Annotated in this window: 25 protein-coding genes, 2 tRNA genes and 2 pseudogenes; 14 read left to right on the top strand and 15 right to left on the bottom strand. The window is 50.5% G+C overall.

Going from position 1 to position 25,136, the window contains the following annotated elements; genetic code table 11:
* Nucleotides 1-88: 88 nt before the first annotated feature.
* A tRNA-Ser gene (locus EL098_RS14145) sits at nt 89-176 on the bottom strand.
* Nucleotides 177-788: 612 nt separating this feature from the next.
* Nucleotides 789-876 (bottom strand) — tRNA-Ser (locus EL098_RS14135).
* Nucleotides 877-1,077: 201 nt separating this feature from the next.
* Here EL098_RS14135 and ghrA point away from each other — a divergent pair.
* The 8 genes from ghrA to ymdB all read left to right on the top strand — a co-directional run bounded on the left by ghrA (nt 1,078) and on the right by ymdB (nt 6,783).
* Complete coding sequence (gene ghrA / locus EL098_RS14130; RefSeq protein WP_126356847.1) at nt 1,078-2,019, top strand: glyoxylate/hydroxypyruvate reductase GhrA; 942 nt, start codon at nt 1,078-1,080, stop codon at nt 2,017-2,019.
* A gap of 102 nt (nt 2,020-2,121) precedes the next feature.
* Nucleotides 2,122-2,859, top strand: coding sequence for a phosphatase (locus EL098_RS14125; protein ID WP_126356846.1), 738 nt, complete (start codon nt 2,122-2,124; stop codon nt 2,857-2,859).
* Between the two features lie 28 nt (nt 2,860-2,887).
* Nucleotides 2,888-3,442, top strand: coding sequence for a TorD/DmsD family molecular chaperone (locus EL098_RS14120; protein ID WP_126356845.1), 555 nt, complete (start codon nt 2,888-2,890; stop codon nt 3,440-3,442).
* A 103-nt stretch (nt 3,443-3,545) separates the two neighbouring features.
* Nucleotides 3,546-4,034 carry a DUF1097 domain-containing protein gene (locus EL098_RS14115; RefSeq protein WP_126356844.1) on the top strand — a complete coding sequence of 163 codons (489 nt, stop codon included), beginning with the start codon at nt 3,546-3,548 and terminating at the stop codon, nt 4,032-4,034.
* A 276-nt stretch (nt 4,035-4,310) separates the two neighbouring features.
* On the top strand, nt 4,311-4,619 hold the full coding sequence (locus EL098_RS14110) for a fimbrial protein (RefSeq protein WP_126356843.1): 309 nt from the start codon (nt 4,311-4,313) through the stop codon (nt 4,617-4,619).
* A gap of 105 nt (nt 4,620-4,724) precedes the next feature.
* Nucleotides 4,725-5,330 (top strand): outer membrane lipoprotein carrier protein LolA, encoded by a 606-nt coding sequence (locus EL098_RS14105; RefSeq protein WP_126356842.1) that lies wholly within the window; start codon nt 4,725-4,727, stop codon nt 5,328-5,330.
* Between the two features lie 88 nt (nt 5,331-5,418).
* Entirely contained in the window at nt 5,419-5,958 is a 540-nt protein-coding gene (locus EL098_RS14100; RefSeq protein ID WP_126356841.1) for a 4'-phosphopantetheinyl transferase superfamily protein, read from the top strand.
* A 285-nt stretch (nt 5,959-6,243) separates the two neighbouring features.
* Nucleotides 6,244-6,783: an O-acetyl-ADP-ribose deacetylase gene (gene ymdB, locus EL098_RS14095; protein WP_126356840.1), complete on the top strand. Its 540-nt coding sequence runs from the start codon at nt 6,244-6,246 to the stop codon at nt 6,781-6,783.
* 84 nt (nt 6,784-6,867) lie between these two features.
* Here the strand turns inward: ymdB and mdoC are convergent, their stop codons facing one another.
* A complete protein-coding gene (gene mdoC / locus EL098_RS14090) occupies nt 6,868-8,028 on the bottom strand; it encodes a glucans biosynthesis protein MdoC (RefSeq protein WP_126356839.1) in 1,161 nt (386 codons plus the stop codon).
* A 295-nt stretch (nt 8,029-8,323) separates the two neighbouring features.
* On the opposite strand from mdoC, the gene mdoG reads away from it, so the two are divergent.
* The 3 genes from mdoG to EL098_RS14075 all read left to right on the top strand — a co-directional run bounded on the left by mdoG (nt 8,324) and on the right by EL098_RS14075 (nt 12,712).
* Nucleotides 8,324-9,859, top strand: coding sequence for a glucans biosynthesis protein MdoG (mdoG, locus tag EL098_RS14085; protein WP_126358453.1), 1,536 nt, complete (start codon nt 8,324-8,326; stop codon nt 9,857-9,859).
* On the top strand, nt 9,852-12,383 hold the full coding sequence (mdoH, locus tag EL098_RS14080) for a glucans biosynthesis glucosyltransferase MdoH (RefSeq protein WP_126356838.1): 2,532 nt from the start codon (nt 9,852-9,854) through the stop codon (nt 12,381-12,383). Before mdoG ends, mdoH begins: the two co-directional genes overlap by 8 nt.
* A gap of 125 nt (nt 12,384-12,508) precedes the next feature.
* Entirely contained in the window at nt 12,509-12,712 is a 204-nt protein-coding gene (locus EL098_RS14075) for a YceK/YidQ family lipoprotein (RefSeq protein WP_008453536.1), read from the top strand.
* A gap of 3 nt (nt 12,713-12,715) precedes the next feature.
* On the opposite strand, the gene EL098_RS14070 is transcribed toward EL098_RS14075, so the two are convergent.
* From EL098_RS14070 to EL098_RS14040, 7 genes and pseudogenes are all read right to left on the bottom strand, one after another.
* On the bottom strand, nt 12,716-13,090 hold the full coding sequence (locus tag EL098_RS14070) for a MysB family protein (RefSeq protein WP_126356836.1): 375 nt from the start codon (nt 13,088-13,090) through the stop codon (nt 12,716-12,718).
* Nucleotides 13,091-13,506: 416 nt separating this feature from the next.
* Nucleotides 13,507-13,722, bottom strand: a pseudogene (locus EL098_RS14065) (integrase core domain-containing protein); the annotation flags it as partial.
* A gap of 7 nt (nt 13,723-13,729) precedes the next feature.
* On the bottom strand, nt 13,730-14,800 hold the full coding sequence (locus tag EL098_RS14060; RefSeq protein WP_126354924.1) for an IS110 family RNA-guided transposase: 1,071 nt from the start codon (nt 14,798-14,800) through the stop codon (nt 13,730-13,732).
* Nucleotides 14,801-15,009: 209 nt separating this feature from the next.
* Nucleotides 15,010-15,961: pseudogene (locus EL098_RS14055) on the bottom strand (IS3 family transposase); the annotation flags it as partial.
* A 322-nt stretch (nt 15,962-16,283) separates the two neighbouring features.
* Complete coding sequence (locus EL098_RS14050; RefSeq protein WP_126356835.1) at nt 16,284-17,021, bottom strand: hypothetical protein; 738 nt, start codon at nt 17,019-17,021, stop codon at nt 16,284-16,286.
* Nucleotides 17,022-17,101: 80 nt separating this feature from the next.
* Nucleotides 17,102-17,722, bottom strand: a complete 621-nt coding sequence (locus EL098_RS14045; RefSeq protein WP_164716864.1) for a hypothetical protein — start codon at nt 17,720-17,722, stop codon at nt 17,102-17,104.
* Between the two features lie 429 nt (nt 17,723-18,151).
* Nucleotides 18,152-18,730 (bottom strand): hypothetical protein, encoded by a 579-nt coding sequence (locus EL098_RS14040; RefSeq protein WP_126356833.1) that lies wholly within the window; start codon nt 18,728-18,730, stop codon nt 18,152-18,154.
* 340 nt (nt 18,731-19,070) lie between these two features.
* Between EL098_RS14040 and EL098_RS14035 the strand changes: the two genes are divergently transcribed.
* A complete protein-coding gene (locus tag EL098_RS14035; RefSeq protein WP_126356832.1) occupies nt 19,071-19,265 on the top strand; it encodes a hypothetical protein in 195 nt (64 codons plus the stop codon).
* Nucleotides 19,266-19,274: 9 nt separating this feature from the next.
* On the opposite strand, the gene EL098_RS14030 is transcribed toward EL098_RS14035, so the two are convergent.
* Nucleotides 19,275-19,676, bottom strand: coding sequence for a hypothetical protein (locus tag EL098_RS14030; protein WP_126356831.1), 402 nt, complete (start codon nt 19,674-19,676; stop codon nt 19,275-19,277).
* Between the two features lie 32 nt (nt 19,677-19,708).
* Between EL098_RS14030 and EL098_RS14025 the strand changes: the two genes are divergently transcribed.
* Nucleotides 19,709-19,921: a class I SAM-dependent methyltransferase gene (locus EL098_RS14025; protein WP_232012219.1), complete on the top strand. Its 213-nt coding sequence runs from the start codon at nt 19,709-19,711 to the stop codon at nt 19,919-19,921.
* Between the two features lie 320 nt (nt 19,922-20,241).
* On the opposite strand, the gene mdtG is transcribed toward EL098_RS14025, so the two are convergent.
* Nucleotides 20,242-21,468, bottom strand: coding sequence for a multidrug efflux MFS transporter MdtG (gene mdtG / locus EL098_RS14020; protein WP_126356830.1), 1,227 nt, complete (start codon nt 21,466-21,468; stop codon nt 20,242-20,244).
* Between the two features lie 150 nt (nt 21,469-21,618).
* Entirely contained in the window at nt 21,619-22,542 is a 924-nt protein-coding gene (locus EL098_RS14015; RefSeq protein ID WP_126356829.1) for a Kdo(2)-lipid IV(A) acyltransferase, read from the bottom strand.
* Nucleotides 22,543-22,765: 223 nt separating this feature from the next.
* On the opposite strand from EL098_RS14015, the gene trhO reads away from it, so the two are divergent.
* Nucleotides 22,766-23,818, top strand: a complete 1,053-nt coding sequence (gene trhO, locus EL098_RS14010) for an oxygen-dependent tRNA uridine(34) hydroxylase TrhO (RefSeq protein WP_126356828.1) — start codon at nt 22,766-22,768, stop codon at nt 23,816-23,818.
* Between the two features lie 34 nt (nt 23,819-23,852).
* On the opposite strand, the gene EL098_RS14005 is transcribed toward trhO, so the two are convergent.
* A complete protein-coding gene (locus EL098_RS14005) occupies nt 23,853-24,425 on the bottom strand; it encodes a YceI family protein (RefSeq protein WP_126356827.1) in 573 nt (190 codons plus the stop codon).
* 17 nt (nt 24,426-24,442) lie between these two features.
* Nucleotides 24,443-24,997, bottom strand: a complete 555-nt coding sequence (locus tag EL098_RS14000) for a cytochrome b (RefSeq protein ID WP_126356826.1) — start codon at nt 24,995-24,997, stop codon at nt 24,443-24,445.
* Nucleotides 24,998-25,136 lie beyond the last annotated feature (139 nt).

Here is a 25,136-nt window from a genome sequence, read left to right as displayed (position 1 = left end):
AACCCTGGTCGAGGGTTCTCATCCGCTCCCTCGCGGTACAACATGCGAAAAAAAAGCCCGCATTTGCATGCGAGCTCTTCTTTAAATATGGCGGTGAGGGAGGGATTCGAACCCTCGATACGTTGCCGTATACACACTTTCCAGGCGTGCTCCTTCAGCCACTCGGACACCTCACCATATTGTTTGTTGCTCGCCTTAGCTGGGCAACGGGGCGCTACTATAGGGAGTCGGCTCTCTTCGGTCAAGCCTAATTTATGGATTATGCCGCGTTCGGTTAAGGTCTGAGCGGTTAGGGCGGTTTTAAGGCAAATCCCCTGGAAAAAGGTCCCGCCCGGCCAATCTATTTACGCCGTTGGTGAGGGAGGGATATCACTCGCGCCGTCCGTGGCGCTCGCCCTTCGGGTTGCCGGTGGCGATGCAAAACGGCTGTCCTGCCGTTAGTGATTCGCAAGCTCACCCCTTCGGGGCAGCGTTATCACAAGTGATACCGCTGTCCAACCTGCTAAAGCAGGTTGTCAAACCCTGGTCGAGGGTTCTCATCCGCTCCCTCGCGGTACAACATGCGAAAAAAAAGCCCGCATTTGCATGCGAGCTCTTCTTTAAATATGGCGGTGAGGGAGGGATATCACTCGCGCCGTCCATGGCGCTCGCCCTTCGGGTTGCCGGAGGCAATGCAAAACGGCTGTCCTGCCGTTTTGTCGAACCCGGTCAAGGGTTCTCATCCGCTCCCTCGCGGTACAACATGCGAAAAAAAAGCCCGCATTTGCATGCGAGCTCTTCTTTAAATATGGCGGTGAGGGAGGGATTCGAACCCTCGATACGTTGCCGTATACACACTTTCCAGGCGTGCTCCTTCAGCCACTCGGACACCTCACCATATTGTTGCTCCAGCGCTGCTGGAACGGGCGCTAATTTAGGGAAAATGACCTTCGCCGTCAATGCTAATTTCATGTTTTTGGTGCGTTTAGCCAAACTTCATCCAACCTGATTCTAAAAGCATCACAAGATGCTGCTTTTTATTGCATCAGGGGGGGCAGGGCGTTCATATTCGGGTAAGCCTAAGAAAAAGGAGTCAGCATGGACATTATTTTTCATCATCCCACTTTTGACACAGAGTATTGGCTGAATCGCCTTCAGCAGGCCCTGCCGGACGCGCGAGTCCGTCAGTGGAAGCAGGGTGATCGGCAGCCCGCCGATTATGCCTTAGTCTGGCATCCGCCGGTGGAAATGCTTAGCGGTCGAAAAGGGCTTAAGGGCGTTTTTGCGCTGGGGGCTGGCGTCGATGCTATTCTCAGCAAACTTCAGGCTCATCCGGACATGCTGCCTGACGGCGTGCCGCTGTTCCGCCTGGAAGATACGGGAATGGGGCTGCAGATGCAGGAGTATGCGGTCAGCCAGGTGCTCCACTGGTTCAGGCGTTTTGACGACTACCAGAGACAAAAACAGCAGGGGCAATGGCAGCCGCTGGATGATTATCGCCGCGAGGATTTTACCATTGGCATTCTCGGCGCCGGCGTTCTTGGCGGTAAAGTGGCTGATAGCCTGGTAGCCTGGGGCTTCCCCGTACGCTGCTGGAGCCGCAGCAAAAAAGATTTCCCTGGCGTAGAAAGCTTTGCCGGTGGCGAAGCGCTGCCCGCCTTCTTAAGCGGTACACGCGTGCTGATTAACCTGCTGCCCAATACGCCGCAGACCGTCGGTATCATCAACCGTGAGCTGCTCAGCCAACTGGCCAAAGAGGCTTACGTCATTAACCTGGCGCGCGGCGTTCATCTGGTCGAGGCCGATCTGCTGGCGGCATTAGATTCCGGGCAACTTAAAGGGGCGATGCTAGATGTCTTCTCTAAAGAGCCGTTGCCAGAGAGCAATCCGCTTTGGACGCATCCTCGAGTGGCAATGACGCCTCACGTGGCTGCGGTGACGCGTCCTGACGAGGCCATTAGCTATATTGCAAAAACGATTACCCAGCTGGAAAACGGGGAATCTGTCTCCGGTGAAGTCTCTCTTCAGCACGGTTATTAAGCATCAGTCCCGGCTTTTGCCGGGCTGGTAACCTTCTTGCAGCAGGCTAAAAATTGTCATGGATTACTGGTATCCTTAGTCAAAATAGAAAAGGAGAAAGCCATGTACCCCGTTGACCTGCATATGCATACCGTCGCCAGCACCCACGCCTACAGCACCCTCCATGATTACATTGCCGTAGCGAAGAGCAAAGGCATCAGGCTTTTCGCCATTACCGACCACGGGCCGGACATGGCGGACGCGCCGCATTACTGGCACTTCGTGAACATGCGTGTCTGGCCAAGGCTGGTCGACGGCGTCGGTATTTTGCGCGGTATTGAGTCGAATATTAAAAATACGGCGGGCGAAATTGACTGCACGGGCCCTATGCTGGACGCGCTGGATTTAATCATCGCCGGCTTCCATGAGCCCGTTTTCCCGCCAAAAGATAAAGCAACCCATACCGAAGCGATGATCGCGGCGATGGCGAACGGCGATGTACATATCATCAGCCATCCAGGTAACCCTAAATTCGAAATTGATATTCCGGCCGTTGCGGCGGCGGCGGCGAAATATAACGTTGCGCTTGAGCTGAACAACTCTTCATTCACCCATTCTCGTATCGGCAGCGGCCCAAACTGCCGCGCTATTGCTGAAGCCGTGCGTGATGCAGGCGGCTGGCTGGCTTTAGGTTCGGACTCCCATACCGCCTTTACGCTGGGTGATTTTACCGAATGCCGTAAAATCCTCGATGACATCAACTTCCCTGAAGATCGGATCCTTAATGTCTCCCCGCAACGCCTGCTGGGCTTCCTTGAAGCTCGCGGCATGGCGCCGATTGCCGAATTTGCCACACTGTAATTAACACCCGTAATGGATAAAGCCAGTCATGAATGAATTTTCAATTATTTGCCGCGTACTCGGATCGCTATTTTACCGTCAGCCGCAGGATCCGTTGCTGGTGCCTTTGTTTACGCTGATCCGTGAAGGGAAGCTGGCGGCAAGCTGGCCACTGGAGCAGGATGAGCTGCTGGGGCGTTTGCAAAACACCGGCGACCCACAGCTGCTGTCGGCGGATTTTAATGCCCTGTTTGTGGGGGAGAAGTGCAGCGTGCCGCCTTTCCGCTCTGCCTGGCAAGAGGGCAGCGACGAGGGAGAAGTGCGTCAGTTCCTGAAACAGCGCGGGATGCCGCTGGGGGATTCACCCGCCGACCATTTTGGCACTCTGCTGCTGGCGGCATCCTGGCTTGAGGATCAGTCTCAGGAGGATGAGTTTGAGGCGCAGGTTACCCTGTTTGACGACTACCTGATGCCATGGTGCGGGACTTTCCTGGGCAAAGTAGAGGCCCATGCCACAACTCCATTCTACCGTACGCTGGCGGCGATCAGCCGTGAGGCACTGCAGGCCATGCGCGACGAACTGGAAGAATCAGCGGAGGAGTAAGTGTGATTTTCATCACGCTTTTAATGCAACGCTGATTTTTGATTTACAAAAAATGTGCGCCAGATCGTAGTGGGCAGAAATGTCTCTGCTATGATACGGCGCCATGAAAACACTTATTCCTCTTGCGCTCACCACCGGTATTCTCTCTGGCCTTTGGGGCTGGGTGGCGGTGAGCCTCGGCCTGTTGGCCTGGGCTGGTTTCCTCGGCTGCACCGCTTATTTTGCCTGTCCGCAGGGCGGTGTGAAGGGGTTTTTTATTTCACTTTGCACCCTTTGCAGCGGCGTACTCTGGGCGCTGGTGATTATTCACGGCAGCGCCCTGGCCCCACATGCTGATATTCTGGGCTATGTTATGACCGGCGTGGTGGCGTTCCTGATGTGCATTCAGGCTCGTCATATTTTGCTGTCGTTTGTCCCCGGCACTTTTATCGGCGCCTGCGCAACCTTTGCGAATCAGGGGGAGTGGCATAACGTGGTGCCTTCGCTGCTGTTAGGTCTGGTATTTGGCTTTGCGATGAAAAACAGCGGGCTTTGGCTTGCCGGGCGGCGAGAAAAGCTAAAATCAAAAACTGACCTTGTGTTAAGCGAATAAAAAACCAGCGAAAGCTGGTTTTTTTTATTGGGCGTGACCCGTCCTGAATCGAGTTGATACATCTCACTCATACGCTGAGGAAAATGTGATGCTCCAGCAGGTATACGTATGCCAGGCGCAGAACCGTTACAGTATCCTGGGCTGCGGAAAACATTAACCTGCCCTACAGATATGTGACGTTGGTATTGCAAGAATAAAAAACATGGATCACTGTTTAATTATCTTTGATTTTCTGCCGATAACCTCAGGGACGACAGCAATCGAGGAGTAATGAACATGAAAGCAATTTATAGTAAGTATTTGCTTTGTCTGGCCCTGACCGTAGCGGTTTCACCGTTCTCTCAGGCCGCATCCTCTGGCATTATCCATTTTCGGGGTGAAATAGTAGAAGGCGGCTGTCAATGGGCGCCTGCAAGTGCAAATGTCGCAATGACCTGCAGCGAGAAAGGCAAACTCATCACTCAGACCGTAGCCCTCAATTCCTTAGATGGCGTCACGCTCCACAACGACAGCACGCTGCAAACCAACGTGCGCTACCTCAACCCACAGCATACCCTGGCCATTTTACAGGTAACCTATCTATAGCGTTAAGGCCCGTTTTGCTTGCGGGCCTTCTACTTTTGGTTTCAAACTGCGTTGCAGAGTAAACTAGTCCGTGTGGGTTCAGGTTGATCGTATAGGGCTGGTGCTGTGAAAAAAAGTTTGCTTCTCTCTCTTCTGCTGGTAGCTCAGGCGGCCGGCGCGGTGACGCTTGATGACATTCAAAAGCGATTTGCTGCTGCACCGGTCATGCGGGCGCAGTTTCAGCAGGAGCGTCAGATCAAAGGGCAGACCCAGCCGTTGCATTCCAGCGGGCGGGTTGTGGTGGCGAAGAATAAAGGGCTGTGGTGGCAGCAGCGCCTGCCTTTCCCCATGCGGCTCATTGTGGGCGATAACCGTATGGTTCAGGTGATGGGTAATCAGCCGCCGCAGGCCATCACCGCGGAGAATAATCCGCAAATGTTCCAGTTCAACCAGCTATTACGCATGCTTTTTTATATCGATCGTAAAACGCTTGAGAAAGACTTTATTAGCGAATTTTCTGACCTCGGGCAGGGGAAGTGGCGGCTGGTGTTGATTCCTTCTAATGAACCCCTCAGCGGTCTGTTCCGCTCAATTACGCTTTATGGCGAGAAGTCTCTCGACCGTGTCGAGCTTCATGACGTTGAGGAGGACTCAACGGAGATAACCTTCAGCCACTATCAGCCAGAACCACGCAGGCTTACCCCGGAAGAGCGTAAACGCTTTGTCTTCTAATGCAAATTACCGTCTGGCCGTAGGACGAGTTGAGCATCTTTGTGATCCACACTCCGTCAGGCGCTGGCTGTCTCATGGGCTGACTGCTATGGCCCCATTGGGAGCGCGGCGCTCTACATGGCTTGCCGGGCGAGTGCTTTTAGCGCAGCTGCTGGATAACGGCGTCCTGCCGCCGTTGCAAAAGGGGGCTCACGGCAAGCCATGGCACCCGCAGCTGCCTGAATTCAATATTTCAAACAGTGCAGACGCCGTTGCGGTACTCACGGGCAACCGACCCGTTGGCTGTGACATCGAGCTGCTGCGCCCGCGTAAGCGCTGGCGGGCGGTGGCGAGACACAGTTTTTCCCCGGCACTTAATGACTGGCTGGAAGGTCTGCCAGAAGCGCAGCAGCTTGCGGCATTCTGGCGTGTGTGGACGGCCCACGAAGCTGTGGTGAAGCAGCGGGGCGGAACGGTCTGGCAAATACCAGAGCTGTTTCTGCCGCTGGAAACGCTCTGCCCGCCGAACCTGCATTTGCAGCATATTGTCTGCGGAGAGTGGCTGATTGCCTGCTGCGGGCCTGAGCCGTTTACGCCTGACCTGGCTCATACTTTCGTTGAAGTTGGCCGGCGAGAAGAGCCTGGCTGAAAAACCGGCTCCCAGCATGCCAACGTGGAAAATGTGACCAACGAGAAATACTGGGCTTCCATCGATGACAGCGGATCGTATATTACGCAAAGCGACCCACGTACGTTGAAACTTTCCATGACTGTTGATTTCTAATCCAATAACAAATGCCCCGTTAAGGCGGGACTTTTTGTGGCTGATATCCCAACAGGTTTAAAAGTTGAAACGTGCGGAAACGATAATAGTCATGTACGCGCCCCGCCCGACGAGAATAGACTACGGCAAAGTACAGGGGGAGAGTGGTTAATGAGTGAACGTATACAGGTAGTCCAGGGAGATATTACAAAGATTAAGGTCGATGTGATTGTCAACGCGGCAAACCCTTCGCTGATGGGCGGTGGGGGAGTGGACGGGGCAATTCATCGCGCCGCCGGGCCTGCGCTGCTGGAAGCCTGTAAAGCGGTACGCCAGCTTCAGGGAGAATGCGCTCCCGGCCACGCGGTGATTACCGAAGCGGGAAATATTGCGGTGAAAGCGGTGATCCACGCCGTGGGGCCGGTCTGGCACGGCGGTGAGCAGAATGAAGCTGAATTGCTGGAGCTGGCCTACCGCAATAGCCTGGATTTAGCGGCGGCTAACGGCTATCGCTCGATTGCTTTCCCGGCCATCAGTACCGGGGTGTATGGATGTCCAAAGGCACAGGCGGCGCGCATCGCCTGGGACACCGCCTATAAATACATCGGCCTGCGCCCGCTGCCGGAATACGTGGTGTTTGTCTGTTTTGATGACGAAAACATGCAGATTTATCAGCAGATTGCGGCCGAGTGTCATAAAAAGATCACGTAACCTTCATCAATCTTAAATGCAGGAAGGTTATTCTGCCCAGCGCAAGAGAGCAAAGGCCGGTATACATGACCGGCCTTTAATGTGTTACCCGGCAAATGATTGTGGCGTAGACGCTTTTTCCTTTGGCTTTCCTGAAAACAGGAAGCGAAGTAGCGGAATACGTAAGTGCAGCTCATAAAGCAGTAGCGCAATGCCGACGACAAAGACCAGCCCGCTGAAGAAACCTAAAATATTGGACGTGATGTGCGGCGTGATAAAGGCGCCGAAGAAGAGCGTGAGCGGGTGGTGTACCAGATAAATAAACAGCGATGCGTTGACGAAATAGGTCACGCGCGCTGATTTAAAGTTCAGCATTTTGTAGCCTAGCGAAAAGACGACGTTGACCATCCAAAGCCCCATCAGCATGGTGATTACGCTCTCTGTTTCGTACATCCAGCCATCGCCGCTGCCGTAGCGCTGGTTCAATAAATAGGCCGTAAACGCCAGGGCTGCGCCCGCCTGGCACCCGCGTGAAGGCGTGGTAAACAGGATCTTCAGCGACTCGCGTTTGAAGGTCAGCGCACCGAGCATAAAGAACGGCAGATAGAACAGCGTCTGCATAACGATGAAATTAAACAGCCCGTCACTTAATAATGGCGGGTGAATAAGAAAAATAGTACGCCGAATAGCGGCATATATAAGACCGAAGCCCAGGAATAAAACTGAGAGTTTTCCCAGGGTAATTGACGAATTATTATTCTGTTCGTTTCGAATTATAAAATTATTAATTTTTTGAAACAAAAACATACCGACGGTAGTTAATATCACCAGTACCAGTAAAAACCAGAGGTGGGAGACCAGTTCCCAGACCAGCGTGTTGTATTTTTGGTAGCCGGTGAGCGTATGCCAGAGGCCCGCTTTGTTGTTGATGTACTGCAGCATCAGGAACTGAGGCAGCGTCAGCAGCGGGATAGCCGTCAGCATCGGGATGCCGACCCGCTCTACGCGTACGGTCCACCAGCGTTTCAGCGGGTAGCGTAGAAATAGCATGTAGGAAAAATAACCAGAAATAACGAAAAATACCTGCATACGAAACGCGTGAATAAAGTCATTAAATAGCGTCAGGCTTGCAGAAGGCATCGCGCTATTCACGTGCCATTGATGGCTTGAATAGATAAGCGAAATGTGGAACGGGATGCCCAGTAGCATCAACCATGCCCGGATAGAATCCAGGAAAAACTCACGTTGTTGCGGTGCTTTACTCATAATACTCCAGACATTTTCAGACTATTCGTCTTATCCTTAAGACCCTATCCCATCAGGCTAAAAGTCCAGTTCAGTCTACATATTCGTGGCAACCCTACACTAAGCATGTCATCCTGTCGCCAGGATGAACTCTTAAAGCGTAAGCAGTTGTCTTTATTTTGCTTAAACCCTGAGCCAGTACGCTGAACAAAGCGGTGATTTGGTTGTCGGAAAGCAAAACTTTCCATTAAAATGGATAGATTGATTTAAGCACACAAAGGGGGATGTGCTGGTTAATATGAAACATAAAGCAAATATGATGAAAATGTCCTGGCTTGGCGCTGCGGTAATGTTGTCCCTTTATACCACCTCGGTTTGGGCCTTCACTATCGACGACGTCGCAAAACAGGCGAAAACCTTAGCGGGCAAGAGCTACGAAGCACCGAAGAGCAACCTGCCTTCGCAATTCCGCGACATGAAATATGCGGACTACCAGCAGATCCAGTTCAATCACGACAAAGCTTACTGGAACAACATCAAGACCCCATTCAAGCTCGAGTTCTACCATCAGGGTATGTACTTCGATACGCCGGTGACCATCAACGAAGTGACCGCCACCGCGGTACATCAGATCAAATACAACCCGGACTATTTTAACTTCGGTGATGTAAAGCACGATAAAGACACCGTAAAAGATCTCGGTTTTGCCGGGTTCAAAGTGCTCTATCCGATCAACAGCAAAGATAAGAACGACGAAATTGTCAGCATGCTCGGAGCGAGTTATTTCCGCGTCATTGGCGCCGGCCAGGTGTATGGCCTCTCCGCCCGTGGCCTGGCGATTGATACCGCGCTGCCGTCCGGCGAAGAGTTCCCGCGCTTCCGTGAATACTGGATTGAGCGTCCGAAGCCTACGGATAAAACGTTAACCCTGTACGCATTGCTTGATTCCCCACGAGCGACCGGGGCTTACCGTTTCGTTATCACCCCTGGGCGTGACACCGTGGTGAACGTGCAGTCTAAAGTTTATCTGCGTGACAAGGTGGGCAAACTGGGCGTAGCGCCGCTGACCAGCATGTTCCTGTTTGGGCCGAATCAGCCGTCCCCGACCACCAACTTCCGCCCGGAGTTGCATGACTCCAACGGTCTCTCTATTCACGCCGGTAACGGCGAGTGGATCTGGCGTCCGCTGAACAACCCGAAACACCTTGCCGTAAGCTCTTACGCCACGGAAAATCCGGTTGGCTTTGGCCTGCTGCAGCGCGGTCGTCAGTTCTCGAACTTCGAAGATTTAGACGATCGTTACGATCAGCGCCCGAGCGCGTGGGTTGCTCCGGTAGGGGATTGGGGTAAAGGCCGCGTAGAGCTGGTTGAGATCCCAACGAACGACGAAACTAACGATAATATCGTGGCTTACTGGACGCCGGATCAGCTGCCGGAACCGGGCAAAGAGATGAACTTCAAGTACACCATCACCTTTAGCCGCGACGAAGATAAAATGCATGCGCAGGATAACGCGTATGTGCTGCAAACCCGCCGTTCTACCGGCGACGTGAAGCAGTCAAACCTGATTCGCCAGCCTGATGGCACCGTTGCGTTTGTCGTGGACTTTACCGGCGCAGAGATGAAAAAGCTGCCAACCGATACGCCGGTAACCGCCCAGACCAGCATTGGCGATAACGGTGAAATCGTTGACAGCCAGGTGCGTTATAACCCGGTCACCAAAGGCTGGCGCTTAACGCTGCGCGTGAAGCTGAAAGACGAGAAGAAGACGACGGAGATGCGTGCTGCGCTGGTCAACGGCGAGCAGACATTGAGTGAAACCTGGAGCTACCAGCTGCCTGCCAATGAATAAGTCTACTGAATTCTCGCCCGATTACATTGAGGCACTTCCGCTTTCTGCTGAGCAGAAGGCGGGTCTCCCTGAGACCGATCTTCAGGCGGTGCATGAGGCGCTTGACGCGCAGCATCACCGCTATGAACGCGCGGATGACTCTCCCCTTGCTTCGGTAAAAGCTCGCCTCGAGGCGAGCTGGCCGGGATCCCTCGGCGGCGAACAGCTGATAGCCGATGAAGAAGGGCGCACTCAGCTTCAGGCAATGCCGAAAGCGACGCGCGCTTCTATGTTCCCGGACCCGTGGCGTACCAACCCGATTGGCCGTTTCTGGGATCGCCTGCTTGGCCGTGAAACGAAGTCAAAGTTTGCGTCAAAAGAAGAAGAGGCGTCCGAGCAGAAATGGCGTACCGTCGGGACCATCCGTCGCTACATCCTGCTGATCCTGACGCTGGCGCAAACCGTGGTTGCGACCTGGTACATGAAGACGATTCTTCCGTATCAGGGCTGGGCGTTGATTAACCCGACGGACATGGGCGGCCAGGATTTGTGGGTCTCCTTCATGCAGCTGCTGCCGTATATCCTGCAAAGCGGTATCCTGATCCTGTTTGCCGTGCTGTTCTGCTGGGTCTCTGCCGGTTTCTGGACCGCGCTGATGGGCTTCCTGCAGCTGCTCATGGGCAAAGACAAGTACAGCATTTCTGCGTCAACGGTAGGGGATGAACCCATCAACCCTGAGCACCGTACCGCGCTTATTATGCCTATTTGTAATGAAGACGTGGATCGTGTGTTTGCCGGCCTGCGTGCGACCTGGGAGTCCGTAAAGGCGACCGGGCAGCAGGCGCACTTCGACGTCTACATCCTCAGCGACAGCTATAACCCCGATATCTGCGTTGCCGAGCAGAAGGCCTGGATGGAACTGGTGGCTGAGGTGCAGGGCGAAGGGCAAATCTTCTATCGCCGCCGCCGTCGCCGCGTGAAGCGTAAAAGCGGCAACATTGATGACTTCTGCCGCCGCTGGGGCAACCAGTACAGCTACATGGTCGTGCTGGATGCTGACTCCGTCATGAGCGGTGATTGTCTGACGAATCTTGTACGCCTGATGGAAGCCAACCCGAAGGCGGGGATTATTCAGTCTTCGCCAAAAGCCTCCGGTATGGACACGCTGTATGCGCGTTGCCAGCAGTTCGCTACCCGCGTCTATGGCCCGCTGTTTACCGCTGGCCTGCACTTCTGGCAGTTGGGTGAATCCCATTACTGGGGCCACAACGCGATTATCCGCGTCAAGCCGTTCATCGAGCACTGTGCGCTTGCGCCGCTGCCGGGTGAAGGGAACTTTGCTGGTTCGATTCTTTCCCACGACTTCGTGGAAGCCGCGCTGATGCGTCGTGCCGGCTGGGGCGTGTGGATTGCCTACGATCTGCCGGGCTCATACGAAGAACTGCCGCCGAACCTGCTGGATGAGCTGAAGCGCGACCGTCGCTGGTGCCAGGGCAACCTGATGAACTTCCGCCTGTTCCTGGTGAAAGGGATGCACCCTGTCCACCGTGCGGTATTCCTGACGGGCGTAATGTCTTATCTGTCTGCGCCGCTGTGGTTTATGTTCCTCGCGCTGTCGACGGCCCTGCAGGTAGTGCATGCTCTGACCGAGCCGCAGTACTTCCTGCAGCCGCGACAGCTGTTCCCGGTCTGGCCGCAGTGGCGTCCTGAGCTGGCGATTGCGCTGTTTGCCTCGACGATGGTGCTGCTGTTCCTGCCTAAGCTGCTGAGCATCATTCTTATCTGGTGCAAAGGCTCCAAAGAGTACGGCGGCTTCCTGCGTGTGACCTGTTCACTGCTGCTTGAAGTGCTGTTCTCCGTGCTGCTGGCGCCGGTGCGTATGCTGTTCCACACCGTGTTTGTGGTCAGCGCGTTCCTTGGCTGGGAAGTAGTCTGGAACTCACCGCAGCGTGACGATGACTCCACGCCGTGGGGCGAAGCCTTTATGCGCCACGGCTCTCAGCTGCTGCTGGGGCTGGTCTGGGCAGTAGGAATGGCGTGGCTGGATCTGCGCTTCCTGTTCTGGCTGGCGCCGATTGTCTTCTCGCTGATCCTGTCGCCGTTCGTTTCCGTACTCTCGAGCCGGGCGAGCCTTGGCCTGCGCACCAAGCGCTGGAAGCTGTTCCTGATCCCGGAAGAGTATTCTCCGCCTCAGGTGCTGGTGGATACCGAGAACTATCTGGAGCTGAACCGCAGCCGTACGCTGGACGATGGCTTTATGCACGCGGTGTTTAACCCGTCGTTTAACGCCCTCAGTACCGCGATGGCAACGGCTCGTCATCGCAAGAGCCTGGTGCTGGAGATTGCCCGTGACCGTCACGTTGAGCAGGCGCTTAACGAAACGCCGGACAAACTTAACCGTGACCGTCGCCTGGTGCTGCTGAGCGACCCGATGACCATGTCGCGCCTGCATTACCGCGTTTGGGCGAATCCGGAACGCTATTCCTCCTGGGTGGATAGCTACAGGAAGCTGCAGCTTAATCCGCTGGCGCTCCCGGCAAAGTAACGCAGTAGAGCTGTGAAGATGCCGACCTTCGGGTCGGCATTTTTTTGCCTTTTATCCGGCGCTGGTTATACTCAGCGCTTCCTGACAGGAGAGCATGTGTGGGTAAAATAATTGCGGTGCTGGCGATGGCCTTTTTGCTGAGCGGCTGCGGCAGCATCATTAGCCGGACGGTGCCGGGGCAGGGGCACGGCAACCAGTACTACCCCGGCGTGCGCTGGGATGTACGCGAGGGCGCATGGCGTTATATTACCGTGCTAGACCTGCCGTTTTCGCTGATCTTCGATACCCTGCTGCTGCCGATTGACGCCAGCCACGGGCCCTATGAGTAGCGGCTAACGCTCATCCCACTCGTCTGCCGCCGTGCGCCCCTCTTCGGTGTCCAGCGGCGGCTCGAGCTGAAATTCACCTTCGTCCCATTCGTGCAGCGTATTCTCTTCCAGCCACTCCTGGCGCAGCTCAATCTCATCGAAATCGCCGTCAAACACGCTTTGCGCCGCTTCACCGCTTAGCATCGGCAGACATTCGCCTTGCTCGCTGTCGTCGGTAAAGAATTCGGCCTGCCACATGATGTCGCCATCCTGCAAAACGTACTTCTGGAAATTAAACTGCTCGACGCTGGCGCTCTCTTCATCCACGCTCGGGTTATCGGCAAGATACTGCTCCCGCGCGGCATCAATGGCTTCTTCCAGGGTTGCATACATGCTCATGGGTCTCTCCTTTAATCGCACCAGAATGGGCGTAAAAGAATGTATAGATGGCGATAAGAGAGCTGTCAAAGCGTATGTCTATAGCAGAGTATCAAGTATGCAACAGGTTGATGCTTTTGGTTTAGACAGGCAGATCAGTACGGTAATGGATTTCCTCGAAAACGTTAAATTGCTACAGAATTAGGCTATCAACTCGGTCTCAGCAATCATGAAGTAATGGAAAGTGATAAAGGTTTGTCGGCTTACAAGGGGCACAATTTTACTAAAGGTTAATTAGAACAATTTAAACGGCGTGTAGAGACAGGGGAGATTACAGAAGGGTGCTTACTCATTGAGTCTGTAGACCGTTTCTCTCGTAACCAAGGCTATGACGCTATCGATGAATTCACATTTCTGATCAAGCGAAAGTGTAGTGGTCAACTAAAACTGGCCACCGCGTTCGAGTTTTTCCAGTATCGGTTTTCCGATTCGTTTGGTGGTAACCCACCGTTATATTCATGCGGCCTGAGCGCGCTGTAATACCCAACGATATAGTCCGTTATAGCGTGAGCTGCTTCGCTGAAGCTTACGTAGCCCGTCACCGGAACCCATTCGTTCTTCAGGCTCCTGAAGAAGCGCTCCATTGGGCTATTGACGCTCCTATGTCAAGAGCGGGCGATTGGCATAGGCGAGATCTGATAAAATCAATGGATAGAGTTCACGGACGATGTAGCGCTTCAGGCATCTCAGGATCTCTTTGGTCGACAGCCCTTCACCAGTCCTTCTGTCGACATAGATTCTTGTGCGCGGATCACTACGCATACGCACAAGGGCTATTGTCCACAGGGCGTTATTAGCTTCGCGTGAGCCGCCGCGGTTTAATCTGTGCCTGACAGTTTTTCCCGATGATGCTGGCAACGGATTTACGCCACAGAGCGATGCCAGAGCCGCTTCATTTTTTAAACGTTCGGGGTTATCACCTGCAACGGCCAGCAGTGTTGCAGCCGTCTGTGGTCCTACCCCAAACTGGCTACGAAGATGACTGGCATATTTACGGGTCAGTTTATCCAGTGATTCGTCCAGTTCATTCAGCTCTTCAGTCAGGGCCATCCATCGTTTCGCAAGGCTTCGAAGAGTGTTGCACAGGGCTATCCGCAATGGAGAATACTCTGATACCTCGCTGTTAATGCAGGCGGTAACGCATTCGTGTGGTTTCGATTTCCAGAGTTTGTCGCGGACATCCTGCGGGGCACTAACCAGCAGCGCACGAAGCTGATTAATCGCCTGCGTGCGGGCTTTTACTGCACTGCGTCGGGCAACACTGATAATCCGGAGAGCTTCACACGCGCCGGACTGCATTTTGGGTATGGCCTTGCTGCTCCCTGAAAGAACTGACCGGGCTGCATTTTCTGCATCCAGGGGATCTGACTTCCCTTCAAGGCGACGTTTTGAGCGATCTGGCCGATTAACTTCAACCACATAAATGCCATTCTTAATGAGATAACGTGTTAATGCGGCACCATACGTTCCGGTTCCTTCAATGCCAGCTCGTTCGAGACACCCAAAAGAACGAGCCCAATCAAGTAGTTCCAGATAACCAGTTTGATTTGTTTGAATAATGTGAGTGCCAAGCAGTTTACCTGCCTGACTGATAACAGCACCGACATGAATATCAAGGTGTGTATCAACCCCCAGGATCACGCTTTCAGAAGATTTGTGGTCGTTTTGCATGGTTTGCCCCCAGATATTGGTAGCACAACCATCCCCATCGCAGGACAGGACACTCGGGATGCAGTACAAAGCTCCTATCAGGTCACAAACGCTGGGCCCGGTTATGCCCGGGAAATACCAGAACAGACGACAGGTCAACACAAAGGCATCAGAGCCAATCCCAGCACGGGTCAGTCCAATCCGGTATTTGAAAGTATATTAGAATGAGTATCCCAGCAGTTTCCGCGCCAGCTCATACTCTGCTTAATTCGGTATCGCCACAGTAACTGCCGGAACTGCATGCTCGTATAATGACTGCCCTGGACGCTGTGGAACATTACTCCAATGGGCTTGCCGCGCGTTTCCCATGCCATTTCCAGCGCTTTCATAGTGAGTCTGCTGTCCGGTGAGAACGCATTGCCCAGCCCACTGGTTTCCTTGCGAACAGGTCGAGAACAACGGCAAGGTACGCCCAGTGCTTACCTGTCCAGATATCGGTCACATCACCGCACCACACCAGGTTTGGCTCTGTTACGGCGAACTGTCGCTCAAGATGATTCGGGATAGCAACGTGCTCATGACCGCCACGCCTGTACCGCTGAGTCGGCTGCTGGCAACTGACCAGCCTCAGCTCTTTCATGAGTCTGCCAGCGAGCCAGCGCCCCATCTGGTAGCCTCTCTGAGTGGCCATTGTGGCGATGCTTCTTGCTCCGGCAGAACCGTGGCTGATGCCATGTAGCTCAAATACCTGACTGCGTAATACAGCCCGTTTGCCGTCTGGCTTTTCAGGTCGGTTTTTCCAGTATTTGTAGCTACTGCGATGAACCCCGAACACGTGGCAGAGAGTAACCACAGGATAACGCGCCCTGAGTTTCCCGATTATCGAGAACTGTTCAGGGAGTCTGACATCAAGAGCGCGGTAGCCTTTTTTAATATTTCGTTTTCCATTTCAATACGTTGTAACTTTTTCTTCAGCTCACGTATTTCGATTTGTTCTGGTGTTATCGGAGAGGCTTTTGGTGTTTTGCCCTGACGCTCTTCGCGCAGTTGCTTGACCCATTTCGTCATAGTGGAAAGACCGACATCCATAGCTTTAGCAGCATCAGAGACGGTGTAGTTTTGATCGACAACCAGCTGAGCGGATTCGCGTTTGAATTCAGGACTAAAATTCCTTCGTTTCATTGGTGCACCTGTATTGTTCTGAGATGAGCATATTACCTCTATTCAGGTGGCCAAATTCAGTAAACCACTACATTCAGTAGTTTACTATGATCGCTACATGCGTGTAGTACTAAAACGTGAGAGCGGGAAATATTCAATGTAGGACGGGTAGAAGAACTACCCGATTTAAGTAAATGTGGGGATGATGAATTCTTTCAGTTCAGTACGGTAATGAATCCAGAACCACTATTAACAATTCAAAGGGTAATGAACAGAATCAACGAGGAATATGAGTGAATACAAAGGTTTGAACATATAACCTATCAGGTTATGTTTTTTAAGTTCAATCATCGCGATTTTTGTGCGTGTAGTAAATCAAATCATGAAGAGGTTGGTTGCTTTTATGTATTTCATCAATATGATTTTTTAATTTCTCATGATTGGATGTTGTATCTTCTCTTATTTTTTTAAAAATCCCTTCAAGGTTTTTGTCTGAATATGGTATTTCAGCTAAAGCATTAACCATTTGATCAAGAATGTTATGATATACATTATTTGAATTACTTATAAAATCGATTGTTGCATTTGCATTTTTCGATAGTAAATATTTTTTTCTAGCGATTGATTTGATTTTATCCTCCATTGAAAAGATCAGATTCTCAAATTCCATAAAAATATTCAATGTTTCGTTGAAGTTTGAATCGATAGTATGAGTAAAGCTACTGCCCTGTATTGACATAATTGAACTATGACAAAGCCCCTTTATATTAGTTGTTAACTTATAACTTAATGTTTTTAATTTTTTTAAATCCTTATATATTATCTCATCTATTGTATCGGTAGCCACTACATAACTTTTTTGTGCGAACCAGTCAGGAGCTGCTTTATACGCCATATAAGCAACTACAAGTGTACCGAAAGTTGATAGTGCACTTAATATATCAGTAATATTGCTAAACGAATAAGCATCCTTACTAGGGAAAATAATAAGAAGTCCCAAAATCACAAAAACAATTATTACAGTAATTATGATTAATGCAAAAAGTTTAGTTAATGAATGAATTAATTCTATATTTTTCATATCAATAAGGCTTGGGAGTTATTTGAGTAAATGTATTAGACCGAACTATAGATCACAAAGTGTGGCAAATAACATTATGATCAAAGCTTAGTTGTGAACACAAAAATATCATCAATGCGTTTTTTCAAAAAATCAGAGTTTTTGTTAATTTCTTCTCTTAGTTCATCTAACTTAACAATAAGTTGATTGTTGTTAGGATTGGCTATAATGGATAAATCTAAGCAGGTATTGCAGTACTCTAGGAGTAGTTTATAATCCTCGTACAGCTTATTTGGGACATTTACACTCCAGCGATTACAAGCATCCAATGATTTTTTTAGGAGAAATATTCTAGCAGAAAGTTTCCTAACATTTGTTGTGAACTCTATTATTTTTTCTTGACGCCCATGCAGTGTTGCTATATCAAAATATAATGTTGAAATTTCAACTATTATTTTATCTCTCTCCTCTAATAAGTTAGATATATGCTTTGACGCAGATTCATATTGTTTTTGAGCTAACCAAGAGTTGGCATTCCATGCAGCATACACAGCAGCCCCAGCCATAGCAATATTACATGCGGCACTAACCAAATCACTAACTGATCCCCATTCCAATTGACTACTCCCGTGAAGTAATATTTTAATCAAAACTAACCCTACAAGGAAAAGTAGGATTAGTACTACTGTTAGTAATTCTCGATTCCAATTTGCTATGTTCATATTATTCTTTGATGTAGTAGAATCACCATGCCGTACTTCTCATATCCTGGGGGATGTTTGTGTTAAGCGTGGGAGGTGCGGCATTTTAACATCAAATCCTTAAAAGGGTAATTCCCTTTGTCCAATAAATCAACCATCTAAATCATGTAGCTGATGTACTGAATCCTCGATAGACAAGTAATGCAATCCTTCCAGTACCGTGTCCAATGGCGTTTCAAGTATTAGATAGAATCCATCACGTTCTACAGTTCTGAGCCAAAACATACTGAGAAAGCCATTCTTTTAGTAATGAACAGACCGAACAACGGTATGTTAGAAAGTATTGGTGTCTGGGCTGTGCAGGGTGAGTATAACAAAATAACTTTAGCTATCGCAAAGTGCCGCTATCAAAGTTATAATAAGCCAGCCCTAGTCTAATAAGCTGAGGTTTTATTTCTTATAAATGCCGTCAATAGATTTTATTTTTATTTCGTGATAAAGAATGTTCTTCAGTTTTTCAATTTGAACTTTAATTTCTTTTAGCTCTTTAGATGCCTCCATAGAGGTGGAGTATTCATTCTCAACATCAGAGCGGTTAACGTCATAATTATAATGTTCAATAGCTTCAATATTTGTTGCCATGTTACATAATGCCCACACAGAGTTATTTATTTCTTGGTTCATGTATATGGTGTAATTGGAAAGGAACTCAGTTAGGTGTTTTTTTATTCTATCTGTATGTGACATTAAAATTATATTGAATTGTTCTTCATCTTCGTGAAAGCTGATTGAAGATGGCGGTGTAATAGATTCAAAGTATTGTAGCACTGGTTTAATAATCTTTCTTTTTTCTTGAAGGTCTTGTTCTAAAATTTTGTGTGCAAATAACTGCTGGTTCTCTTTTATCTTGTGCTTATTATTTATTTTTAAAACCCATATGCTAATTAATCCCGTAAGTACTGAGGCGGAAATAGTACCGATTACACCAAAGTTATTATTGATTACTTGTAGAATAGAAATTGTATCCATGAGCAGTCTCAATTAAGTAAATAAAATGCTGGTTTATGAAGTTAAAGATTTTATGATATGAAATTTTATCATGTGAAATAAATTAAATCAATTTATTAAGCGAGTATTCAATCCATTTACGGCTTTGTTGAATAAAAAGATATTATGCTACGGGTTATAAATGAGAATCATTATCAAAATATGTCATAAGACATTTAAAAAATATCTATGGTTCCTCCCCCGAAGTGGTCAGGTTGCGAGTTTTCGCCCACGCAGTATTTTAAATATATTTGAAAAATTAATGCATATCCGAGCCGAAAAATGAATAAATAATACATAAAACATGCATAAGGAATTTTTTATGAAACCAATTGGCTTAAATGCATTGGCAAAACAATATGGCTATGACGAATCCACAGTACGCCAATGGAGAGATAAAGGTATGCCATATGGTGAGAACTCTACAGAAGCAGAAACAAGATCGTGGATTGTAGTAATACAAGTTCCATTGGGGCAACTGATGGAGGTACTATTGAACATGGTTGGTGGAAGTTAAAAAAGCCCCTTATGGGGCTTTTTTATCTTTACATGTTTTATAGGTTGATAATCCAACAATAATTGAAAGAACTAATACGGTTATTCCGTATGCTACTTTATCTATGCATTCTGTTTTGTCATCTTTAAAAATAGCTATTACACCAGCAATAGCTATTGCTATGCTGATTACTAACCATAGGTCACTTTCACTCCCGTCTTTTTTAAATGTCACTTTTGTATTCTTATTTACAAAGTCAGTTCCTGCTAATACTGTCAAAGATAGTGAAATTATACCTAATACTGTGTTAGTGGATAATTTCCAAGGTAAAAGTGCAGGGGTTAATATTATGGCTATTAATATCCCTGTGACAACGATTACTTTAAAAGTTGCAGCCAAGAATATACGAATTTTGTTTAGTAAATCTTTCATAAATACCCCGTCTATTTTAAAAAGGGTATTTTATGGCAAGACTAACTAAAAAGAAAAATAAACTACATCAACAGGTAATGGATTTAGTTCATTCAGATAAACTATTAACATATGATGATAAAGAATACATCCTACTAAATTACGTGGGTGATGGTATCGGTTTTACTGGTGCTTTCTTCACTCCTGAAATGCTCAGTTGGGATTTTATTGTAAGCATCCCGGTAAAACGTACCATTCACTTTTAGCACTCTTCCGACATTCTCTAAGGAGATCGCCATACGTAAAGCCCGATTTACGGAACACCAGAGCATTACAGTTCTGAAATTTGTCGAAACCGGACGCACCGGACAGAAATCCTGGATTTTTATCTGTTCAGTACCCTGAATAGCATTACGCCGAACGAGTGCAGGCGGATGGCTGAAAACCCGGATCTCCCAAAAATGCGTGGAACTACTACGGGTGTGCTTATAGTTTGGAGCCCTATGGCAAAGCTCAGGGAGCGGCTGCTCCGTTTCGAGTTCCAGTTAATTGTTGACGCTGTTGGCAAAGATGCAAGTCTGAGACTTTACTCTCCCGGAATTCGTAGCCGCTCGGCGGGCTGGCGCAGAGTCATCCATGAGTAAAGGGCGTTAAACAGCACCACACTGGCGGTGACCAGGAACACGGTGCGGAAGCCGTAGCTGGCGGAAACGGCGGCGCCCAGCAGCGGGCCGGTGACGTTGCCGATATCGCGGAAAGACTGGTTGTAGCTGAAGATTCGGCCCGAGATTTGGTTGGACGAGTTATAGACCAGCAGCGTTTGCACGGCGGGGAGTAGGGCTCCGTCGGCGGCGCCTAACAAGAAGCGCAGGATCCCGAGCTGCCACGGGTTCTGCACCAGCGACATCGGGATAAGCAGCAGGACGGAGATCGTCAGGGCGCCAATCAGGATCTTCTCCGGCCCAATGCGATCGCCAAGCTTGCCAAGCCGTGGAGCACTGATCAGCGCCGCTACGCCAGGCACGGAGGCAATCATCCCGCTGATAAAGGCCAGATTACTGACGTTGCCCGCCAGGTCACGAACGTAGAGCGTCAGGATAGGCGCAATAGAGCCGGTAGCGACCTGGATAATCATCGTGGTGACAAACAGGCTCAGCACCAGGCGAGGATTTTTCAGGGAGGTCAAAACCTGGCGCACATGCAGCATGTCTTTTTTGGAGACCGGCTTGAACGACTCGCGAATAAAGAACAGCGTCATAACAAAGCAGAGGAACAGCACAAGCGAGGTGATAAAAAACACCGATCGTAGCCCGTAGCTGTCTGCCATCAGGCCTCCCATCAGCGGGCCAAGCAGCGCGCCGCTAACAGCCCCTGTTGACAACGTGCCGAGCGCCCAGCCGCTTTTATGACGCGGTATCTGGGTGGCTATCAGCGCGTTGGCGTTTGGCACAAAGCCGCCGAGCAGGCCGAGCAGCGCCCTAAGCGCGAGAAATTGCCAGATATTTTGCGCAAGCCCCATAAGCAGCATGACGATAGACATGCCGAGCGCGGAACGCAGCAGCATAAGCTTTCGCCCTTTGCAGTCGGCAAGGCCGCCCCAGAAAGGCGACGCCACGGCAGAAAACAGGAAGGTGATGCTGAAGACCAGCCCGGACCACATATTCAGCTGGCTATGGCCGGTGACGCCGAGCTGCTCTACGTAAAGCGGGAGGAAGGGCATCACCAGGCTGAAGGCCGCGCCGGTCAGGAAACAGCCAACCCAGACGACGGCCAGATTACGCTTCCAGTTGATAGTGCTGTCAGGGGTAGTCATACCGCTCCGAAGTTGCCAGGGCCAACGAGAATAGAGGGAATAATTACTCTGCTAATTATGCGCCTGGTGGCCCTGAACTGGCAACCCGAAGGGCTTTTTCGATCAAACGATCTGCCAAAAATAGCCGCCTGAAAAGGCGGCTGTCAGGCGTTATTGGTAGCGGTCTGGCACGCCTTCCGGGCGCGTCTTAAAGCGGCGGTGCAGCCACATATATTGCTCCGGCGCCATCAGAATGCACTTCTCAACGATCTTGTTCATCCAGCGTGCGGTCTCCTCGGGGCTTTCGAGCGGCGGATTCAGTTCAGGCTGAATAATCGTCAGTTCGTAGCCTTTGCCGTTTGGCAGGCGGCGGGGAACAAAAGGTACGGCGCAGGCGCCGGAGAGTTTGGCGAGCGTGTAGGTTCCCGTCGTGGTGGCCGCTTGTTCAACGGCGAAGAACGGCACAAACTCGCTGCCTCTCGGGCCGTAATCGTGGTCCGGCGCGTACCAGATGATGTCTCCATTTTTCAGCGCGCGGATCATGCCCTTCAGGTCTTTTCGGTCTATCATGCTTTTATTGGAACGCATGCGTCCCCAGGTCTGCAGCCAGTCCAGCAGCGGGTTGTCGTTTGGGCGGTACACGCCGATGCCCGGCGTTTTAATCCCGAAGATACGGGCTCCGAGCTCCAGCGTCAGGAAGTGAATGCCAATCAGCAAAATCCCCTGGCCGGTTTTCTCGATCCCCTTGACGATATCGACCCCTTCGTAATGGCACCATTTATTGATACGTTCGGTGGACCAGAACCAGGCCATACCGGTTTCAATCAGCCCCATGCCGACGGACTCGAAGTTGGCAACCACCATTTGCTCACGCTTCTCGGCGCTCATCTCGGGGAAGCAGAGCTCAAGATTGCGGTAGGCTATTTGTGCGCGGCGCTTCATAAGACGTTTTGCCAGCCGGCCCAGCCCGCAGCCAATGCGATAAAGCACCGGGTAAGGAAGCTGAACTAACAGGTACAAAAAACCTATACCAAACCAGGTGAACCAGTAGCGTGGGTGCAGCAGTGCACGAGAGAATTGCGGTAAGTTCGTCATGTAAAACCTTTGTGACGGCAATTGCCGGATCTTCTAATCATTCCATTGTGGCATTTTTTGGCGCGTAGCCAAAATTACCGGCGGCAGAGTGCCTGATATTTCACCGATTGTTGCTATTTCTCTCTACGAGTGAGGAGAATGTAGCGTAAAACGCGGGGATGTAAATAACCGTTATTTGCTTTATGATGCTGCCCACTTTTTTCAACGATTGCGAGCGAACACCATGCCAGTGTTACACAACCGCGTATCGAATGAGGAGCTGCGCGCGCGCATGCTTGCCGAAACCGAGCCGCGCACGACCATTTCATTCTATAAATATTTTACCATTGAAGAGCCGCAGGCGACTCGTGATGCGCTCTACCAGCTGTTCCTGAGCCTCAACGTGTTTGGTCGTGTCTATCTGGCCCATGAAGGGATTAACGCTCAGATAAGCGTCCCGGAAAGCCGCGTTGAGGCCTTCCGCGAGGCGCTTTTTGCCTTTCATCCGGCGCTGAATAACCTGCGTCTGAATATTGCTCTTGAAGACGACGGTAAATCCTTCTGGGTGCTGCGCATGAAGGTGCGCGATCGTATCGTCGCTGACGGTATTGATGATCCAACGTTTGACGCCAGTGACGTAGGGGAATACCTGAAAGCGGCGGATGTTAACGCTATGCTCGACGATCCGAGCGCAGTCTTCATCGATATGCGTAACCACTACGAATATGAAGTGGGGCATTTTGAGGATGCCGTGGAGATCCCGGCCGATACCTTCCGTGAGCAGCTGCCTAAAGCCGTTGATATGATGCAGGACGACAAGGATAAGAAAATTGTCATGTACTGCACCGGTGGGATCCGCTGCGAAAAAGCCAGCGCCTGGATGCGTCATAACGGCTTCAAGAACGTCTACCATATCGAAGGCGGGATCATTGAATATGCGCGTCGCGCGCGCGAACAAGGTTTGCCGGTGCGTTTTGTCGGGAAAAACTTTGTCTTCGATGAGCGAATGGGAGAGCGTATCTCTGACGACGTCATTGCCCATTGCCATCAGTGCGGTACGCCGTGCGACAGTCACACCAACTGCAAAAATGACGGCTGCCACCTGCTGTTTATTCAGTGCCCTGCCTGCGCGGAGAAATTCTCCGGCTGCTGTAGCGAGGTGTGTCGCGATGAGCTGGCTTTATCTCCTGAAGAGCAGCGCCGCCGCCGCGCTGGCCGTGAAAATGGAAATAAGATCTTTAATAAATCTCGCGGAATGCTGAATACCACGCTCGGTATTCCTGATCCAGAGAAGTAATAAATCTCCCCCGGTTTACCGGGGGAGTCGCTTTTTACTGGCGTACCCCTTCAACAGAGATAATCAGGTCAACGTCCTGGGAGGCCGGGCCCAGATCCTGAGTGATATTGAAGTCCTTCAGTTTGATTTTTCCTTCAGCTTCAAACCCTGCACGTACGCCGCCCCATGGATCGTTGCCCTGACCCAACAGCTTAGCCGCCAGCGTGACCGGCTTAGTGACGCCGTTCAGCGTTAAATTACCGATAATATCCAGCTTCTCACCCTCTTTCTTCACCTCAGTTGAGACGAAGGTGGCCTGCGGAAACTTGGTCACATTAAGAAACTCTGCGCTGCGCAGATGTTTATCGCGCTCGGCGTGATTAGTGTCAACGCTGGTGGTGTTGATGGTGACGTTGACTTTATCCGCCGCAGGATTTTTCTCGTCGAAGGTGAACGTACCGTCAAAATCACGGAAGGTGCCGTACAGCCAGCTATAGCCGAGATGCTGAATGCGGAAGTTTACAAACGCGTGCTGACCCTGTTTATCAATTTTGTAGTCAGCGGCGACGGCTGAGCCGGCGGTGAATAACAGAGCGCTCAAGGTGGCTCCCAGCAGGATTTTCTTCATTGTCTTACTCTCCATAGTTAACGGGATGCTTTCCCCAGCATGCGCCTGAGGGTGGCATCCTTGTCTAAAAAATGGTGCTTCAGGGCGGCGAGGGCGTGCAGCAGAGAAATAATCACCACGCTCCACGCAAGCCAAAGGTGTACGCTACCGGCGAGGTCGGCCTGAGCCCCGAAGTCCGTCAGCGTCGCGGGAACATCGAACCAGCCAAAGACGCTAATAGGTTTACCGTCTGCCGTTGAAATCAGATACCCGCTCAGCAAAATGGTGAACAATAACGCATACAATAAAATATGAGCGATAAGCGCACTGAAGCGGGTCAGGCGTGAATAGCTTTTTAGCGGCGGCGGAGGCGGCGAAATAAAGCGCCAGAGGAGACGTATCACCAGCCCAGACATTAATAATATGCCGATGCTTTTATGTATTTCCGGGGCTTTATGGTACCAAACGTCGTAATAGCCCAGCGTGACCATCCACAGCCCGAGGGCAAACATGCCATACACTGTAGCGGCCATCAGCCAGTGAAGCAGAACCGAAAGATGTCCATAGCGTTCGGGTGAGTTTCGCCATTGCATATTTATGCGTCCATATATTCTTAGATAAGGTCAAACATAGGCGTTTTGTTAACGTTAAATCAACATAAATATTCCTTTAGTAGCATATATTTATTGTATTTCTATTTTTTTGAATAAAACCCGGGTGGCGCTTTCAGCG

The organism is Cedecea lapagei, assembly GCF_900635955.1.
Classification (GTDB): domain Bacteria; phylum Pseudomonadota; class Gammaproteobacteria; order Enterobacterales; family Enterobacteriaceae; genus Cedecea; species Cedecea lapagei.
The sequence above is the reverse complement of the archived record's forward strand: the minus strand, read 5'-3'. Positions and strand labels throughout refer to the sequence as shown.